This is a genomic window from Pseudomonas sp. M20, from assembly GCF_045037865.1.
Lineage (GTDB): Bacteria > Pseudomonadota > Gammaproteobacteria > Pseudomonadales > Pseudomonadaceae > Aquipseudomonas.
This window is the reverse complement of record NZ_CP173611.1, coordinates 3,733,071-3,750,325: the sequence shown is the minus strand read 5'-3', so window position 1 is coordinate 3,750,325 and position 17,255 is coordinate 3,733,071. Positions and strand designations below refer to the sequence as shown.

Annotated in this window: 13 protein-coding genes and 1 pseudogene; 2 read left to right on the top strand and 12 right to left on the bottom strand. The window is 56.1% G+C overall.

The window, feature by feature from the left end:
* Positions 1-7: 7 nt before the first annotated feature.
* The 7 genes from ACI514_RS16550 to ACI514_RS16520 all read right to left on the bottom strand — a co-directional run bounded on the left by ACI514_RS16550 (position 8) and on the right by ACI514_RS16520 (position 12,517).
* A complete protein-coding gene (locus tag ACI514_RS16550; protein ID WP_405122045.1) occupies positions 8-1,858 on the bottom strand; it encodes a hypothetical protein in 1,851 nt (616 codons plus the stop codon).
* A 93-nt stretch (positions 1,859-1,951) separates the two neighbouring features.
* Positions 1,952-3,682, bottom strand: a complete 1,731-nt coding sequence (locus ACI514_RS16545) for a hypothetical protein (RefSeq protein WP_160056986.1) — start codon at positions 3,680-3,682, stop codon at positions 1,952-1,954.
* A gap of 230 nt (positions 3,683-3,912) precedes the next feature.
* Positions 3,913-5,763: a hypothetical protein gene (locus tag ACI514_RS16540; protein ID WP_405122044.1), complete on the bottom strand. Its 1,851-nt coding sequence runs from the start codon at positions 5,761-5,763 to the stop codon at positions 3,913-3,915.
* Positions 5,764-5,935: 172 nt separating this feature from the next.
* Positions 5,936-9,481: a calcium-binding protein gene (locus tag ACI514_RS16535; protein WP_405122043.1), complete on the bottom strand. Its 3,546-nt coding sequence runs from the start codon at positions 9,479-9,481 to the stop codon at positions 5,936-5,938.
* Between the two features lie 230 nt (positions 9,482-9,711).
* Positions 9,712-10,341: a LysE family translocator gene (locus ACI514_RS16530; protein WP_405122042.1), complete on the bottom strand. Its 630-nt coding sequence runs from the start codon at positions 10,339-10,341 to the stop codon at positions 9,712-9,714.
* Between the two features lie 88 nt (positions 10,342-10,429).
* Entirely contained in the window at positions 10,430-11,779 is a 1,350-nt protein-coding gene (locus ACI514_RS16525) for an NCS2 family permease (RefSeq protein ID WP_007914003.1), read from the bottom strand.
* Between the two features lie 291 nt (positions 11,780-12,070).
* A complete protein-coding gene (locus ACI514_RS16520; protein WP_160056992.1) occupies positions 12,071-12,517 on the bottom strand; it encodes a MarR family winged helix-turn-helix transcriptional regulator in 447 nt (148 codons plus the stop codon).
* A gap of 82 nt (positions 12,518-12,599) precedes the next feature.
* Between ACI514_RS16520 and ACI514_RS16515 the strand changes: the two genes are divergently transcribed.
* Positions 12,600-13,766: a PLP-dependent aminotransferase family protein gene (locus ACI514_RS16515; protein ID WP_405122041.1), complete on the top strand. Its 1,167-nt coding sequence runs from the start codon at positions 12,600-12,602 to the stop codon at positions 13,764-13,766.
* Positions 13,767-13,927: 161 nt separating this feature from the next.
* Here ACI514_RS16515 and ACI514_RS16510 read toward each other — a convergent pair whose 3' ends face one another.
* The 3 genes and pseudogenes from ACI514_RS16510 to ACI514_RS16500 form a co-directional block, all read right to left on the bottom strand.
* Positions 13,928-14,299, bottom strand: coding sequence for a glutathione S-transferase N-terminal domain-containing protein (locus ACI514_RS16510; protein WP_405122040.1), 372 nt, complete (start codon positions 14,297-14,299; stop codon positions 13,928-13,930).
* Positions 14,300-14,405: 106 nt separating this feature from the next.
* Positions 14,406-14,951, bottom strand: a complete 546-nt coding sequence (gene folE, locus ACI514_RS16505) for a GTP cyclohydrolase I FolE (RefSeq protein WP_019826593.1) — start codon at positions 14,949-14,951, stop codon at positions 14,406-14,408.
* Between the two features lie 22 nt (positions 14,952-14,973).
* Positions 14,974-15,223 (bottom strand): annotated as a pseudogene (locus ACI514_RS16500) (site-specific integrase); the annotation flags it as partial.
* Positions 15,224-15,472: 249 nt separating this feature from the next.
* On the opposite strand from ACI514_RS16500, the gene ACI514_RS16495 reads away from it, so the two are divergent.
* The gene (locus ACI514_RS16495; protein WP_405122039.1) at positions 15,473-16,093 is read left to right on the top strand and encodes a hypothetical protein; all 621 of its coding nucleotides are present in this window, start codon (positions 15,473-15,475) and stop codon (positions 16,091-16,093) included.
* A gap of 142 nt (positions 16,094-16,235) precedes the next feature.
* Here ACI514_RS16495 and ACI514_RS16490 read toward each other — a convergent pair whose 3' ends face one another.
* Together ACI514_RS16490 and ACI514_RS16485 are read right to left on the bottom strand one after the other, a co-directional pair.
* Complete coding sequence (locus tag ACI514_RS16490; protein WP_127926454.1) at positions 16,236-16,793, bottom strand: Smr/MutS family protein; 558 nt, start codon at positions 16,791-16,793, stop codon at positions 16,236-16,238.
* A 74-nt stretch (positions 16,794-16,867) separates the two neighbouring features.
* Complete coding sequence (locus tag ACI514_RS16485) at positions 16,868-17,188, bottom strand: hypothetical protein (RefSeq protein ID WP_007914024.1); 321 nt, start codon at positions 17,186-17,188, stop codon at positions 16,868-16,870.
* Positions 17,189-17,255 lie beyond the last annotated feature (67 nt).

Below are 17,255 nucleotides of genomic sequence, written 5' to 3'. Positions count from 1 at the left end.
TGCTCGATCATTGGTCTTTGAAAATGAACAGCGTGGTTTGCCCCAGAACATCTGTCTGGGTTCCGCCGAGCAGGTAGCTGATCTTTTTTTCTTTGCTGTAAGCCGACAGTGGCTTTGGTTCGCTGCTGGATGTTTGCACCACGACCTCACTGCGTTGAAAATGCTCAGGCTGAAATCGCTGCAACTTCCCGTTAATAAGAGGGGGCAGTTTCAGCACGAATACGTGATCGATTTTCTCGCGGTGAAACAGCAATTCGTTCTCGGCAAACGTGCTTGTCGAGGAGGTCAGCACGTATCCTTCATCTGCCAGAAGCTGGCTGAACAGCCTTCGCAAGTTGGGCGCAGTTGGCGCTGCGGCGTACTCGTTCCAGTGCCGAGAGAAGCGTCCGGGATCAAAATCCAGTCGCATCAAGCCCTCCCCCAGTGAGGAGGGAATCGCCAGGGTTTCTTCCGGTCCGGAAACAGGGCGCAACATGAGTAACGGGTCAGCCAGTTCTCGACGCGGCGCTCTGCGCTGACCCCTGTTGGCCCAGTAACGAAACACCAGATTCATCAGCGCCAAGCCGGGGGCAACGATGATTTCGGATCGGTTCGCCTGATTGAACATGGCTCGGGCGAGTGAGTTGACCGATTGATCCGAGAGATATTTGAAGGTTCTGGAGATGTACTGAGTGATCGGCATCTCAAAGGGCACGACGCTGTCCAGTACCGTCCACTGGTTGTTTCGTTTGACCGCCCATTTCGGCTGCATCGACGGGTTATCCCGCAGCATGTATTCGAAGGTGTCGTACAGGGCGGGTGAGAACAACGGATGTTGCAGGTAGACCAGTCGCGGGTTGGCATTCAAGTCCTGTTGCATCACTCGGTAATACTGACCGTCTATCTCGATATGCTGGCCTGATCGTGGGCGAATGCTGTGTCCCCAGTTTCGCCATAACCCGAAACTCAGGTTGATTGCGTCGGGATTGGCCGACAGCAAACTCTCGGTCAGCGCGTGGGTGGCGTCTGTCCCTTCTTCCTGATGCAGTCGTTTGCTGGAGCCGGCCGTGGGCTCCGGTGTATCGGTTGAGGCTTTGCGTTTTTCCTGTGGCGACCGCTCCGGTACAGAATCGGTTTGCTCGGTTTTGCGCCGCCACAGTCGCGTCCCCGGAATCTGTTCGAACAATAATGCGGATGCATCGCGCACGGTCGCGGAGGTTTGCTGATACTCACCGTTGGCGTTTTTACGCACCATGACGGTTCCTTCAGTGGTATCGATATAGGTTTTGCGGTGCTTGTCGTAGCGGATTCCATCCGGTGTTTGCAGGCGAGGAGAGAGCAGGGCTGCATCATCGGGGGCGAGGTAGATCGGTTGCTCCGTCAGGAAACCCTCGGCGGCAGCATTTCGCCTGTCGCTTTCTGTATTGTGTGCCAGCCAGTTCGGTCGTTCGAAAGTCCAGACAGGCTGGCGCTCTGTCTTGATCAGGAAGGGGCCAGGCAAGTGCGGGGCGAAGTTGAAGGGGATCTGGTAACGGCCATCGTATTGAATCTCGACCAGCAGGTGTCCTTCATTTTCCACGTGGGCATACAACTTGCCATCCGGACTGGTGAACAGTCCGCTGTCTGGATCGAGACGTTGTAGCAGATGTACTTGATCGGCAGGCCAGGTGATTGATTGCAGCGCGGCTTCAAGCCGTGATTGAGGTGCAGGAATCTCGTGGACCTGTACCGACGGCTGGTCCATTGAGATGCCCGGCAGACCTGTGGAGGAACCCGCGCTTGCCTGGCTTTCGCCCGGGAGTCTGTGGGAAGTGTTACCGGTATTGGGATGTGAATCGGGCGCAGTAACCCCGGCCACACGCTTCGGTGGTTTGACCATTAAGTGAATCTCGCTATTGGAAAGGTGGGGTGCTCAGGCTGTGGCTTGTCCACAGGCGGTTGCGGACGCGCCGCTCAGATGTTCGGCGCAGGCTCAGCCCTCTCTCACAATGAACAGCGTCGGGTTGTCAGGGGAAATATGTTGTATGCCACCCACCAGATAGATCAGTTCGGTATGGGCCAGATGGCTGTCCAGCTTGTGTTTTTGCGCAGTGCTGAGTCTGGTCAGATAGGCGGGATCGGTAAGTTCGGATCCAGCGGGAGTGGTGCGAGGAACCTGGTTTCCAGCGATGGGCGGCAGCTTCAACACGAATACAGCAGCAACGCCTGGACGGTGGAAAATCAATGCGCCTTCGCTGAGTCTGCGCGTGGTCGGATTGATGCTGTAACCGTTGTGTTGCAGCACGTTCACCAGTAATGCACGCAGGTTGCCTGGCGTCGGCGTCGCTGCGTAAGGAGCCCACTCCTGAGGGAATCGTTGTGGATCGAAATCCAGGCGCTGCAGCACGGCTGAATTGTACGCAGGCAAGGTCAGCAAGCCACCGCTTGGCAGGTGGCCGGGCGGTGTCGGCAGTTTTGGCAGCATCACCAACGGGTCCGACAGGTTGTGCATCGGTGGCTCGTTATTCACCCGATCTACCCAGTGGCGAAAGGTCAGCGCCATCACCGAAAGTCCATGGGCGTTTACTCCCTCAGGCAGGGAGACCCGATCGAATACCGCTCTGGCGACGTTGCTGGTCGACTGTTCCGACAGATAGTTATAAGCGGTGGAAACATATTGCCTGGCGGACATTTCGAACGGTGCATGGTTGTCCAGAACCTTCCAGTGGCCCTGGATTTTCAGCGCCCATTTCGGCTGACGCGAAGGTTCATGACGCAGCATGTTTTCGAAAGCGTCATAGCTGTCCAGTGAAAATCCGGGGTGCTGCAAATAGACTAGTGCGGTATCGGCGCGTAAACCTTGAGCAACGATCTGGAAGTGCTGCCCGTCGATTTCAATTGACTCGCCTGAGCCGGGTTTTGTGGCTCTTCCCCAGTTTTTCCACTGACCTGCGGAAAGATCCAGCGCGACGTTCTGTTGGGAGAAAAGATGTTCGACCAGTGTGCTTGTGTCCGTTGCAACATGGGTATGTTCGTCGAGGCGCGGGGGCCTGCTCGGACCGGGCACGGCGTCAGTCGTTTCGGTGGTCACTGAATCGGTCGCAGCTTGATGACGGGGTCGCGTCACGTCGGTTTCACGCCACAGCTTTGTGCCGGGAATCTGTTCAACCCTCTCACCCGTAGGGGTCGATTCCCCGGCGTGAGTCTGTCGCCAGCCGTCCGGGGTTCTGCCCACCATGACCATACCGCCGGGCATTTCGACATAGGCTTTCTTGCGCTTGTCGTATCGAAAACCTTCTTCGGTGTCTGGCTGCAACTTCAGTCGGCTTGCCGATTCGGCGTTGATGAAGACCGGGTGCTGCGCTCGCTCTCTCGTGGAGGTACTTGCCACGGCGGCCTGCTGGTTTTCGCTGAAGTGCAGGGCGACCCACTCCGCGGCGTTTGCAAGCGTTGAAACCTCAGGAAGGTGGTGGACGATGACTGAGGGGCGTTGGGAAGCTTCAGGCGGTAAGTGATGGATAGTGACAGTGGGGCGCGGTTCCGGTGCCGCCGGCAAGGCATTGGCAGATGACGATTCGGCTAAGGCAGGCACGTTGGCGGTGCCAGGAGCAGGATGAACGTTTTCACCAGTATTGGCCTCGTGAGCAATGTTTGAATGTTCGACTGATGTCACGTGTGAGTCGGGTGGAAGCGTGCGCGGAATTTTCTTGGGTGGCTTGGCCATTGAATGACTCCTTTGGATGGTTGATCCAGTCGTTTGCATAGGGGCAGATGTTCAGGTCGCCACTTTGCGGTCGCCTGGCCAGTGACTCCGAAGGGATCATGGTCGGCAAAAGAAGTCCTTGGCGTGCGGTATATATGTATTGTGATGAGGGCAAGTGCTGCACGGTGTTACGAGACGTCTGGAGGATTGCCACTCGCTCCGGCAGGCGCGGTGCGAGTGTCAGAGACAACTCAGCGCTCTCTGATAACGAACACCGAATCCGGAGTGGAATCGACCTTCAATACTCCACCGATGAGCCAGATCACTTTGTTTTCTATCGTCGCGGTTGTCAGAGCAGCAAACGCCTCGTTGCCAATCCGCGCCGGCAAGTTCGGTTCTGCCAGTTCATTGCCGGGCGTGTGGGACAAGCCGACATGTTCCACCGCACCCAGTTTCATGAAATAAATCTGGTCATGGGTCTCGCGCCGAAATACCAGGGTTGGCATGCGATGCTCATAAGTCAGGGGAAAGACGTCGTAGCCGCTGCGCACCAACAGGGCGCCGAGCAGGCGTCTGAGGTTCAGATCTGTCGGGTAGGTTTTGTAGTGATTCCATTCGATGGGAAAGCGCTGTGGATTGAAGGTGAGTCGTTGCAGTTCGCCGTCGACCTGGAAGGGCATCCGGATCAGTTTTTTTCCGTTGAAGTCGATGGACGGCGCCACAGACAGCATGTTCAGCGGGTCGGCATACGCAGGGGCGGTGGGAAACGGTCGTTGCTTCCACTGATGCAGGACCGCCTGAATATTGACCAGTCCGGTGCCGGTAATCTCCGGTGAGTTGTCGGCGAGTTCAAACAGTTTTCTGGCGACGGTATAGGCAGTGGCATCAGAAAAGTCGGGGAACGCATTGGCAACTGACCGGGATATCGGTTCATCAAAAAAACGCTTTCCGGGGTTTATTTCTCCCGGGTCGTTGCCGATGCGAAATGTTGCAACAGGCTGCAGCGAGGGCGCTGTACGCAGCATTTGCTCAAAGGTGTCGAAGCCCGCTGGCGTAAAGTCAGGATGCTGTACAAAGTAGACTTTGGGGTTGCGGTTGGAGCCAATGGGCACTATCGGATAATGAAACCAGCCGAGCTGGACGGATTCCACCTGCACGGGTTTGTTCAGATGGCCCCATGGTAGCCAGAAGAACGGTGTCTGCTCGGCTGGGGGGGGCGGTTCGAAAGTTGGCGATGGCACTGGATCTTTAGGCTCTTCGACCCGCGCGCGTTTGCTCGGGCCGGGTTGCGGTTCGTCCGCCTCGGCTAGCGGCCGAGACCTGCTCGCAGCAGGATTTTCAATGGTTGGCGAGCCTGGATTCTTCAAGCGCCAGAGCACCGTTCCGGGAATCTGTTCAAAAAATACATCAGGCAAGTCTCTGCTCGTTGCAGAGGTCAGTTGATAATCGCCTTGCTGGTTTTTCCGCACCATGACCGTGCCTTCTGCCGTATCGACGAAGGTGTGTTTGAGTTTGTTGTAACGGATTCCACCCGTTGATAGTTCTGCTCGGGTCAGCGTTTTTGCGTCATCGTGCGCCAGGTAGGAGAGGGTTAATGGCGTGGCAGGCGTACCGGGCCGGGTCTGTGTCGATTGCCAGCCGGGACGCTGGATGTGCCAACTGGCCTGGCCTTCAATCCTGGTCAGTACCGGGCCGGGAATTCCGGGCGCAAAAGTCAGTGGAACGTAGTAGTTGCCCTGCAAGTCTCGTTCGACGACGAACCGGCCTTCGTTGCCGATTTGCGCGTAGATTCGCTGATCCGGCCCGGTGAACAAGCTGGTGTTTTCTCCGCTTGGCGTCAGTTCGTGCAATCGATCCTGAGGCCAGGCGATTGCGCTACGGGCGGCCCTGTAGGTATCGGGGATTTCATTGACGATGACGGCTGGCGGCCGATTGGTGGAGGTGCCGGGGGGCTGTGACCCCGTGGTTGAGTCGACGCCAGACAGCGGGGTATCAGGTAGGTTTGTGGTAACCCGGCTACCCGAGCCTGACTGCGCAGGTCTTGTTGTAACAGTCGTATCGGCTGCTGCTGTCACTGGGACTTTCTTGGGTGGTTTCGCCATGTGAAATTACTCGTTGAGGGATGATGCGCAACGCACGCAAGTGCCTCGCCGCATTTTTCAGGCGCACTCGTCTACATCCCGGAAAATCCGGGTTGGGAAAACGATGGAGAAGTTTGGTTACTTCAACTTCGGAGTGCGCGCGTGGTATCGGGTTCGCCTGGTATACGGCGTGTCAAGCGACAGGCACATTCATCAAGGGCGGCGGCGTGAAGAGGGTGAGATCTTGATGGCTGCAGCGGTTGATCACGTGCAGTGCGGAATATTCAACGCGAGATTTGTCGCTGCGCAGGATCCAGCCGTGCGCGGGGAAGCTGTAACTCAGCGCTCCGGGCCGGTTGTCGGCAAGGACGATATTTCTCACTTTGATCTCTTTATTGGCCATTGCCGCGAAGGCTTCGGGCAATGTTTTTGCCGAGTCGGGCTCTTCAAAGAACCGTGCATCCAGGCCGTCCAGGTAAACCCTGTCGAAGGAAAGATCGACGGTATGGACGACACCTTTTTCGGTGATGACGCGAACTTGATCGATCAGGTCTTCGCTTTCGTATTCGGGCAGATGAATAATGCAGGTGCCGACGTGCAACTGGTTGTTTTCCAGCCTGATCTCGACTTTGCCAAGTGCTGTCGCATCGAGATCCCAAGTCGACGAGTAAGGCAATCGCTCTGGGGCGTTCGCGAGTGCTCCTGGTGTCGAGAGTCTGATCGCTATATCGGCAACCAGATGTATCAGGTACGTGGCCCCAGCACCTTCAAGATTCTGGATCGAGGTTTGTTCGGGGTAGGAAAAAAGCGAGCCGCACCCCGCCCTGTCGAATTTGAAGGGTTTGCTGTCCGGTAATTCAAAAGAGGTCTGATCCGCACGACGTGGCAGCGGCAGTGAAAACGGCGTTGTCCAGCGATCAAAGCCATACGGATTGTGGCTTGCAAGGGGGCACACATCGGTTTCGGGTGTCAGTCCGGCATTGACAGTGACGCCACCTTTAAAAATGAGCACAACCCGGTAGTTGGGGCGTGCGGCCATGGTTCTCAGGATTCTGGTCATGTTTCGGGGGGCAGATCCGCCTTCCGCATAGGCGAAATCCCTGAACTTGATTGTGTTTTGGCCAAAGTGATAACGCAGGTCACATCCGACAAAGAATTCTCGATTGGCTTTCCACTCGCCGGAGCCAAAGTGCGCTTCGACCTTGGTCAGTTCACTGATGTCGTAGTCCAGATGCAGGCGGACTACCGCTTCGGCACGCTTTACCGACCAGAATGTAGTATTTTTCCTGGACCTTGGGAGGTAGTAACTCGCCTCGCGTTGATGTTCGATCGAGCACTCGGGAGCGTGGAGGATAAGCGGTCTTTCGGGTGTTCCTTTTTTTACAACGACGACCTCGATTTCGAGCTTGTGGTCATTGTCGATACTCTCGGGAAGGTCATGTGCATCAGGCAGTTTTAAAGAGTAGCCGTCGCTGGTCATGAACGTCAGTTTGCTGTTCTGTAGTACGAATTTGTTTTCGTTTTTCTTATAGACGTTCTGGATGGCCACGACGCTTTTGGGGTTGTCCGCGAATGCGAACCGTGAACTGATAAACAGCGAGCCATTCTCGATTATCCAGCTATCGATCAGTTCATATTTCCAGTTGAGCAGGATGATACTTTCCTCTGCTCCGTCTTCTATGATGGAGATCCGGCCTGGTTTATGGTCAATGATGTATTCGTCAATGCCAGCTTCGCCGGAGGCTGTTGCTCCCGGGTATGACAGATGGATTTGATCGTTTCCAGCCCCCGCATTAACAGTGTCCTCGCCGCGCGAATTAATAACGTTGCGTTGTTCTGAGCCAGTTACGACACTGATTGCACCGCTTACGGTTTCAACATTTTCGATACTTTCAAGAAGGCTGTGGAGCGTATATTTTTCAGCCCCTTCGGTAGACGGGTCGTTGATGATTATCTGCAGGGTTTGTGCGAGCAGATCGACGTCATAGCCTTTTTTATCGGTATGGCGGGTGTAGTTGTTTCCGGCCAGGACAAGGGTGTCGATGCCTGCGCCTCCTTTCAATGTCGAGTATTCAGATAGCTGCACATCCTGTACTAAAAGGTCCCCTGCACCCTCAAACACGAAGCGGTCGTTTTTCTCACCCCCCGTCAGCTCTTTTTTTCCCGATCGGTAATGAAAGCTGTTTGGCTTGTCCTCGACGCCCTTGATCGAATCCTGACCATCGCTGATGAACCAAAGAATGCCCTTGTGTTCGGCAGATGTTCCCAGTTCTGCCCCAGGCGTGTCCTTGGTCACACCGTCACGGGCGTCAATGACATCATCGCCGCCCCTGATTTCGGGGATTTGTACCGTTTCCCAGCTGTCTTGTTTGGTCCACCAGTTGCGCTTGCGCACCCGCGATGGTTTGAGGTGGACTTCGAATTTGCCATTAACAATGGCTTCGGTGGTGTCCTTTAACTGGCCATCCAGCAGTTTTCTGGCTGTTTCTTTCAATTGCTTCGCGTGTTGAAATCTGGTTTTTGCCAGCAGATAGCGGTTCTGCACGGCTTGGTCAGGATCCATCATGCAGAACGAAAACCAGCCTGTACGCCAGCGTTCGTCCAGGGTCAGTTCGATGTAGTCATCAATGTCGTCCACCACACGCACTGCGCCATAAATTTGCGATCCGATGGCCAGGATCGCTCCCGCCGCCAGCCCCACCGGGCCTGCAAATGAAAACCCTGCCAACGCAGCGGTGCCGAGGATGATCGTCATGGCTGCGCTGGTAATACTCAATCCAGCGCTCACGTAATGATCCATGGCTTCTTTGCCGGTTGCATTTTCAGCGGCATTGATCGATCTGACGGCGGTGAAGATATCGAACGGCAATGTCAGTGCGCCGCCGATCAAACCGCCGGAACGGCCGAGCCTCAGCGCAAACCGGGTCTTGGCAAAATCCAGCAGGGCACCTTGCCCGGCCGAGAGCATATTGGATGCAATTTTGCTGACGGCGATGTCAACCGCGATGGAGCCGACTTCCGTGCCAATACCCACGCTGTTGATTACAACCTCAGTAGTATTGTCAGCTTTGATGGCATCCACCACGCCGCGCAAACCCATGAAGATCCCGAAACCCTGAATGCCGACACTTGAGCCGAGCGTTGCATAGCTTTTTGTCACACCCACCCAGCGGGGGTTATGTTTGGGCAAGTTTGCGTGATAGAGGTCAAGTTTTTGTGCGGAGCCCAGTAGTTTTACCAGTTTGCTGCGATAGCTGCCTTTGTCTGTAGTGGCGTTCGAACTTTCTCTTATCAGGTGAGGGGCGCTGAGTGGACGTTCGCTGGCCATTTCGAACAGCAGTGTCGTCAATAAATAACTGTCCTGGCCCGTTGAGGACTTCATGTAGTGTTCAATATCGACAGCGCTGAATTGCAACGCGTTGATGAAAGATCGCTTGGGAACCCTGAAGAAGGTGTTCTTGCCATTGAGCGGCTGGCCGGCAAACGTTGCACCCAAGGCATCGAGAGACGCTCGGGTTATGGAAATGTTGCCGATTTGTAGCGGGCCGAATACGGAGTCGGCAAGTTGCAACTGATCTACTTTGCTTTTGGCTTTTATGCTGGTTGTTTCATCAGGGCTGCGTTTGAGGTCAATGGTCGAAGCATGACGCTCATTACTTTCAAAGCGCATGTCAGTGATGACGACAGCGTCTGTGATTTCCGCAGTTTCCAATGACGCTTTACGTATCATGGTGGCCATTTGAACTTCCTTGTTCTGGCAGGTTTTTGTTTGCGCGAGTCGTGATAGTACGGTCGCTTTTCGAACGATGTACATCAACGGGTTGTTGCTGTGTATTGCGCGTCAGAGATGGGGTTTTTATTGCGGGGATATGTCACGAGCAACGCGAGCGGTCGCTGCGAAAGCCATCCAGACTTGTGCGTTGCAGTCAGGATGGCTTCAGGTAAACAATGATCAGTGATTCACGCGTTTCAGTGACTGCTGAGCAACGATGCAGCGCCAGCGCCTCCGAATAAACCGGCACTGATCCGGTTGAACCTGCTTTGTCCTTTGCCACTGCGCAAGTAACGCGCAGCGCCGTGGGCACCGAGACCGTAGGCCAGCTTGCACAGCAGATCCAGCAGGGTCCAGGTGGCGATCATCACCAGTAGCTGCGGCAGGAAGGGCTGTTCGGCGCTAAGGAACTGTGGCAGGAAGGCGGCAAAAAACAGGATGTCTTTCGGGTTGCTGGCACCCAGTACAAACGCGCGTCCGAACAATGCGCGAAAGCGTGGAACGGCTGCCGCTTGCGGTACGACGGCGCCCACCGATGGCTGGCGCGATTGCTGCCAGCTCTGCCAGGCCAGATAGAACAGGTACAGCCCGCCGACGATTTTCAAGGCGCTGAACAATTGCTCCGATGCCAGCAACAAGGCACCCAGCCCCAGCGCCGAAGCACTGAGCAAACAGATCGAGGCGAATACGCCGCCGAGAAATGCCGGGTACGAGCGGCGCAATCCATAATTCAGACTGTTGCTGATCATCAGCAACGACAGTGGCCCCGGAATCAGGATCACCACCAGCGCAGCACCGCTGAACAGCAGCCAGGTTTCCAGACTCATCACTTTCCTCCTTTTTTGTTGTATTGAAAAATGCACAAAGCCCCACCCATCAGGGTGAGGCTGTTTTGAAGCCTGAACCGCGTAGCGCTTACAGGAAGATGAACTTGGCGATGAAGATCGCGCAGAGCACCCACAGGCTCACGGAAATTTCCTTGTACTTGCCGGTCCCGGCCTTCAACGCCACATAGGTGATGAAGCCCAGCGCGATGCCGTCGGCGACCGAAAAGGTCAGTGGCATCATGATCGCGGTGACGATGGCCGGGATAGCGTCAGTCGCTTCGTCCCATTCGATGTGGGCCATGCCGCCCATCATCAGCATCGCAACGTAGATCAGTGCACCGGCGGTGGCATAAGCGGGAATCATGCCGGCCAGCGGTGCGAAAAACATTGCCGCTATAAATAGCACACCTACGGTGACTGCGGTAAGACCAGTCCGACCACCAGCGGCGACACCGGCAGCACTTTCCACATAGCTTGTTACTGGAGGAACTCCAACCACGGCACCGAATACGCTGGAGGCACTGTCGGCTTTCATCGCCCGGGAGAGGTTTTCGATGCGGCCGTCAGCGTTCACCAGATTGGCGCGCTGGGCGACCCCCATCAGGGTACCGGCGGTGTCGAACATGTGCACAAAGAGGAAGGCCAATACCACGCTGATCATGCTGACGTTGAATACGCCGGCGACGTTCATGGCCATGAACGTCGGAGCCAGACTCGGCGGGGTCGACATGATTCCTTCGTAGTGCACGATGCCCAGGCCCCAACCGGCCAGGGTCACGGTGATGATGCTGATGAGAATTGCGCCGAAGACTCGGTGATAGCTGAGGATCGCGATCATCAGAAAGCAGATGGCCGCGAGCAGCGGGCCAGGTTCGCGCAGGGAGCCGAGTTTGATCAGTGTGGCCGGGCTATCGACGACGATGCCTGCAGTTTTCAAACCGATCAGGCCGAGGAACAAACCAACGCCAGCACCCATCGCAAAGCGCAGGCTGACCGGAATGCTGTTGAGCAGCCACTCACGAATCCGCGAAAAAGTCAGGATCATGAACAGCACACCGGAGACGAACACCGCACCCAGCGCAGTTTCCCAGTTGTAGCCCATGGTGCCGACCACGGTGTAAGTGAAGAACGCGTTGAGACCCATGCCCGGCGCCAGACCCACTGGCCAGTTGGCATACAGGCCCATCAACAGGCAGCCCAGTGCAGCGGCGATACAGGTGGCGACGAAGGCTGCACCGTGATCGATCCCGGCATCGGCCATGATGTTCGGATTGACGAAGATGATGTAGGCCATGGTGATGAAGGTTGTCAGACCGGCAATCAGCTCGGTCTTCACCGTGGTGCCATGCAAGCTGAGTTTAAACAGACGTTCCAGCAAGCCACTGCGTAATGGTGGCGAGAGGTCCAGCGTCGATGCTTCGGATTTGCGGCTTTCCACAGCGAGTACTCCTCAAGAGTTTTATTGTTATTTCCAGGGCCGGACCCATGAGGGGTGGCAGCGGCCCTTTGAGGCATACGCGAATTTGTTGACCATGCGGTCAGGAACTCGCACGCTGTGGATTATGCTTTTGTGTACAAATAAAGCAAATATTGTTTTTGGTTTTGTTTACGAAAGTTCCGTCGATAGGGATATATCGCCCTTGATGGCCCCTTCGCGAGCAAGCTCGCTCCCACATTTGAAATGCGTTCCTCTGTGGGAGCGAGCCTGCTCGCGAAGAAGCAGTCCCATTCAATCGAGAGCCGTCTGACTTTTCCCCAATGCCAGATTCACCGCCAACCAGCCATTCACCGCCGCTTCACCAGCCTCGGCAAACACCCGCTCCAGCAATTTCACCTGCTCACGGCGCAACGCCTGTTCAAATTTCGCGCCTTCCGCCGTCAGCTCCAGCAGGCGTTTACGCTTGTCGGCCTCCGACGCCACGCTGTCCACCAGATGCATTTCCTGCAACTGCCGCAACGGCATGTTCAGCGCCTGCTTGCTCACGCCGAGTAATCCCAGCAATTCCTTCACGCTCAAATTCGGATACCGCGCGATGAAAAACACAATGCGCTGATGCACCCGCGACAGCCCACGGCGCTCGAGCATTTCATCAGCCTTGGCGGTGAAGGCCTGATAGCCGAAGAAAAACGCTTCCATCGCCTGTTGCTGACTGGATGGGTTTTTAAGGTCAATCATGTTGACGTACTCGCTCAAGCTGTCGTAATTTCAGTCAACCAGTTTGACTCATTTTTCGTCCGCCTCGCTACCGGTGACCTCCATGGCCTTTTCCGAACGTGTCTCGCGCCTTAAAAGTTCTTTGATCCGTGAAATCCTTGCCGCCGCCCAGCGCCCGGAGGTCATGTCGTTCGCTGGCGGCTTGCCTGCTGAAGCCATGTTGCCCAAGGTTGAATGGGCCGACATGCCGCTGTCTCTTGGCCAATACGGCATGAGCGAAGGCGAACCGGCGTTGCGCGAAGCGTTGGCGGCGGAGGCGAGGGCGCTTGGACTGGAGTGTCAGGCGAGTCAGGTGCTGGTGGTCAGCGGTTCCCAGCAAACCCTCGATCTGGCGGCCAAGTTGTACATCGACAAGGGCACGGAAATTTTGCTGGAGGCGCCGACGTATCTCGCCGCACTACAGATATTCCAGCTGTTCGGCGCCGATTGCCTGACCGTGCCGCAGGAGTCCGACGGCCCGAACCTGGCGCAGTTGCGCGAGCGTTTGGAGCAACATCACCCAGCGTTTATCTACCTGATTCCGACGTTCCAGAACCCGTCCGCCGTGCGCTACAGCGAAGAAAAGCGTGCAGCGGTAGCGGCTTTGCTCGACGAGTTTGGCGTCACCCTGATCGAAGATGAGCCTTACCGTGAACTGACTTTCGACGGTGGCAGCGCGAAGCCGATTGCCGGGCGTCTGCAGAAGTCCAGTTGGATCTACACCGGCACCGTGTCGAAAACCCTGCTGCCGGGTTTGCGTGTCGGCTATCTGATCGCCAGTCCCGATCTTTTTCCGCACTTGCTCAAACTCAAGCAATCGGCGGATCTGCACACCAATCGCATCGGCCAATGGCAGGCGTTGCAGTGGATTGGTACTGAAAAGTATCAGCAGCATTTGAGTGAGTTGCGCGGCTTTTATCGACAGCGGCGGGATGCCTTTCAAACAGCATTGGAAAGGCATTTTGCCGATCTGGCCGATTGGAACATGCCACAGGGTGGGCTGTTTTTCTGGCTGACCTTGAAGCAGCCGCTGGATACGCGAACGTTGCTCAATGAGGCGTTGGCCAATGATGTGGCGTTTATGCCGGGGGAGCCGTTCTTTCCGGAGCCGGATAACCATCATGGGCATTTGCGTTTGAACTTCAGCCACATCGATCCGGCGCGGCTGGATGAAGGGCTGAAGCGACTGGCGGCGGTGGTGCGCCAGGCACAGATAGACAACGCGGCTTGAAAACAAATAAACCGGCTCGAGGGCCGGTTTATTTTTGTCTGAGCTTTGAGGTGATTTGGCGGGCCTCATCGCGAGCAGGCTCGCTCCCACAGTGGAAATGCATTCCAAAGGGTGGGAGCGAGCCTGCTCGCGAAGGCGTCAATCAGCCCACCACATAATCATCAGACCGCAGCAAAGCGCTTATCCAGATAATCAATAATCGCCTTGGACTCGTACATCCAGGTGGTCTGGCCATTCTCTTCAATCCGCAGGCAAGGCACCTTGATTCGGCCGCCCTGTTCCAGCAGCGCCTGACGATCCTGCTCGTTGTTCTTCGCATCCTTCAGCGCCACCGGCACATTCAGGCGGTGCAGCGTACGACGGGTTTTCACGCAGAACGGGCAGGCATGGAACTGATACAGGGTCAGACCCTTCGCAGCGGCGTTGACCTGTGCCTGAGTTTCGGCAGGGCGCTGTTTCTTGCCCGGACGGGTGATGAAGTCGATGAAGATAACCAGTTGGCCGAGGCCGACACGAAGCGCTTTGACAAACACGTTGAAAGCCTCACGGTGCAAATAAAGAAAGGCGCGCAGCTTACCCGATTTTTCCCGGGCGAAAAAAAACCGGCGATGAATGCCGGTTTTTTTTTCGTACTGCGAATTATTTGATCAGGCTGAGAAATTCGCTGCGAGTCGCTGCGTTTTCGCGGAACTCACCGAGCATCACCGAAGTGATCATCGACGAATTCTGCTTCTCGACACCGCGCATCATCATGCACATGTGCTTGGCCTCAATCACCACGGCTACGCCCAGCGCGCCGGTGACTTGCATCACTGCATCGGCGATCTGACGGCTGAGGTTTTCCTGGATCTGCAGGCGACGGGCGTACATGTCGACGATCCGCGCGACCTTAGACAGGCCCAGCACTTTGCCGCTCGGGATGTACGCAACATGCGCCTTGCCGATGAACGGCAGCAGGTGGTGTTCGCACAACGAGTACAACTCGATGTCCTTGACCAGCACCATTTCGCTGTTGTCGGAGCTGAACAGGGCACCGTTGGTGACCTCTTCGAGCGTCTGTTCATAACCGCGGCAGAGGTACTGCATGGCTTTGGCGGCACGCTTTGGCGTGTCGAGCAGGCCCTCGCGGGAGACGTCCTCGCCCAATTGGCCGAGAATCGCGGTGTAGTTCTGTTCCAGTGTCACAGGGGCTGATTCCATAAGGGTTTCAGAGGGGTACTGTTTCTGTCTGTACCAATTTTGTACCAATCAAGCTGTTTTCGAGCTTGCCGAGTTCACCCCAGTCAGTGCTGGAATGGGGTCCATCGTGCGTAAGTCGATAGCAACATCTGAACGCTATGACCGAGCTGAGTGGCAATAAACGCAGGGTTCATACCCGCCATGAGGCACATGGTAGCGTATGTGTGTCGGCAGTTGTATTGCCGGCGGGCGCGAATCCCCAATTCGGTCAGCGCGGCCTGAAACGCTCACCGACACCCAGAGCGCCAGACCCGATCTCTCACTTCAGCGATTTTATCGAGTAAAATCGCGGGCCGCAGGTCACGTTTACCGTGTAAAGAACGCGCAGAGCGGCTGCGTGTCGAGGCTGAGCCTTGGCATGTGGAAGGCAACAAGCGTTGAGTGAAAGGTTCATTGAAACGACGGCCCGAAAGGGCCTTTTGCATTACCTGGATGCGATTTTCGCGCCCGTTAGCCAAAGGAAAATCATGAAAAGTACAATCAATGATATGGCGTTTACCGAGCGTCGCCGCGTGCCTGTGAGGGCTTTATTGGGCGGTGTTTTATTCTTGGTCATGGCCATCCAGGGGTTCCGTATGGACTCCAATGGAATCGCTGCGCTGCTGCTGGTGTGTTCGTTATGGTATTTGGGCATGGCGTGGCTGAATCGCAACGCGGGCTCGCAAACCTTGATGATCCTCAAGGACAAAGGCATCTGGTTTTTCAATGCTGATGGGTTAGTCCCCTACACATCGATTGAAGCCACAGAGGTCGAATCGTACAGCGGGATAGCTCAGATGCAGCTCAATACAGTACTTCATATCATTGCCGAAAAGGCTGACACCCTGCCGAACTTTAATGACAGCCGATGGAAGATCTTTTTCAAGATGCCAAGTGCGCGAAAGGGTAAAGGCTTTCGTAAGCATCTTGTGGTGTTCAACTATGGTGGTCTGCGCGACGAAGATGGCAAAAACGTCGACTATGAAAACCTTGAAGAAGAACTTGCGTACCGTATCGAAAAGGCTCACCACGAGGAACATGAGCAGAGCAATTCGGTTTATGTGCCCTCATCGTCAGCGAACGATGCGCTGTCGCCTGTCACTCATTGAATCCCGCTTATCGCGACGGGCGCTGGCAGTGGGTGCAAAGCCGACTGCCGAAAGCTGCCGTTCAGCAACGCCATTCGAACAGCTTCAGCAAAGTGAAAGCCCTGCATCGTGACTAACGATGCGGGGCTTCAGAGGGGGCGGATTATTCGTCGCGGCCTTCCATCATGGTGCGTTTGAGCATCACGTAAACCGCGCCGGCACCGCCGTGTTTGGCCTGGCACGAGCAGAAACCCAGGACCTGCGCATGTTGGCGCAGCCAGGTGTTGACGTGGCTTTTGATCATCGGCCGCTTGCCGTCCAGACGCACAGCCTTGCCGTGGGTGACGCGTACGCAGCGGATTTCGAATTTGGTCGCTTCGGCAAGAAACGCCCAAAGGGTTTCCCGGGCTTTTTCCACACTCATGCCATGCAAATCGAGGCTGCCCTCGAACGGAATCTGGCCGACCTTGAGTTTGCGCATCTGACTTTCCTGCACCCCGTCACGAGCCCACATCAACTCGTCTTCCGGGCCGACGTCGATCACGAACTGATCGGACAGACCATCAACGGTAGCGGTGTCAGTGCGCACGGTGGCCGACTGACGCAGCTTGGCAATCTGTGCGCGGTCAGCCTTGGGTTTGCCGGTGTCGGCGCGGTCGTGCTTGATCGGCTTGACGCCTTGGATCGCACTTTTGAACAGGGAAAAATCGTCGTCTTGCATGTCAGCCTCCGCGAAGGGCGGCCAGTTTACCCAAGTCGAAACAAAACGGCCCGGCAAAAAGCCAGGCCGGTGATTCAGTCGTGTTTTTTCATCAGGTGCGGGGACATGTTCAGTTCCCGCGATTGCCGCGCGCGACGGCGGCAGCGGCGCCACAGAGCAACACCGAAATACAGAAACAGCAAACCGACCGCCAGAATGATTGCCGAGCCCATTGGCGTGGCATTCAAGTCACCGAGCGCTGGTGGGCGCCCGAGCAGGCTGGCCGCCCCGGCCATCGCCAGCAGCACGCCGAACGTCGCCAGAATGGCCGCGATCGCCGCGCCGAATCGAAAACGCCAGTTGCTTTGGCCTTTGGGCCGCAAGCGGCGTGCGTCAAATCCATCGGATAACTTCATTCCGACCTTCCTCAATGGGTATCGGCCCTTCGACCGGGAGTTGACCGGGTTGTTCCTGAGGCTATGG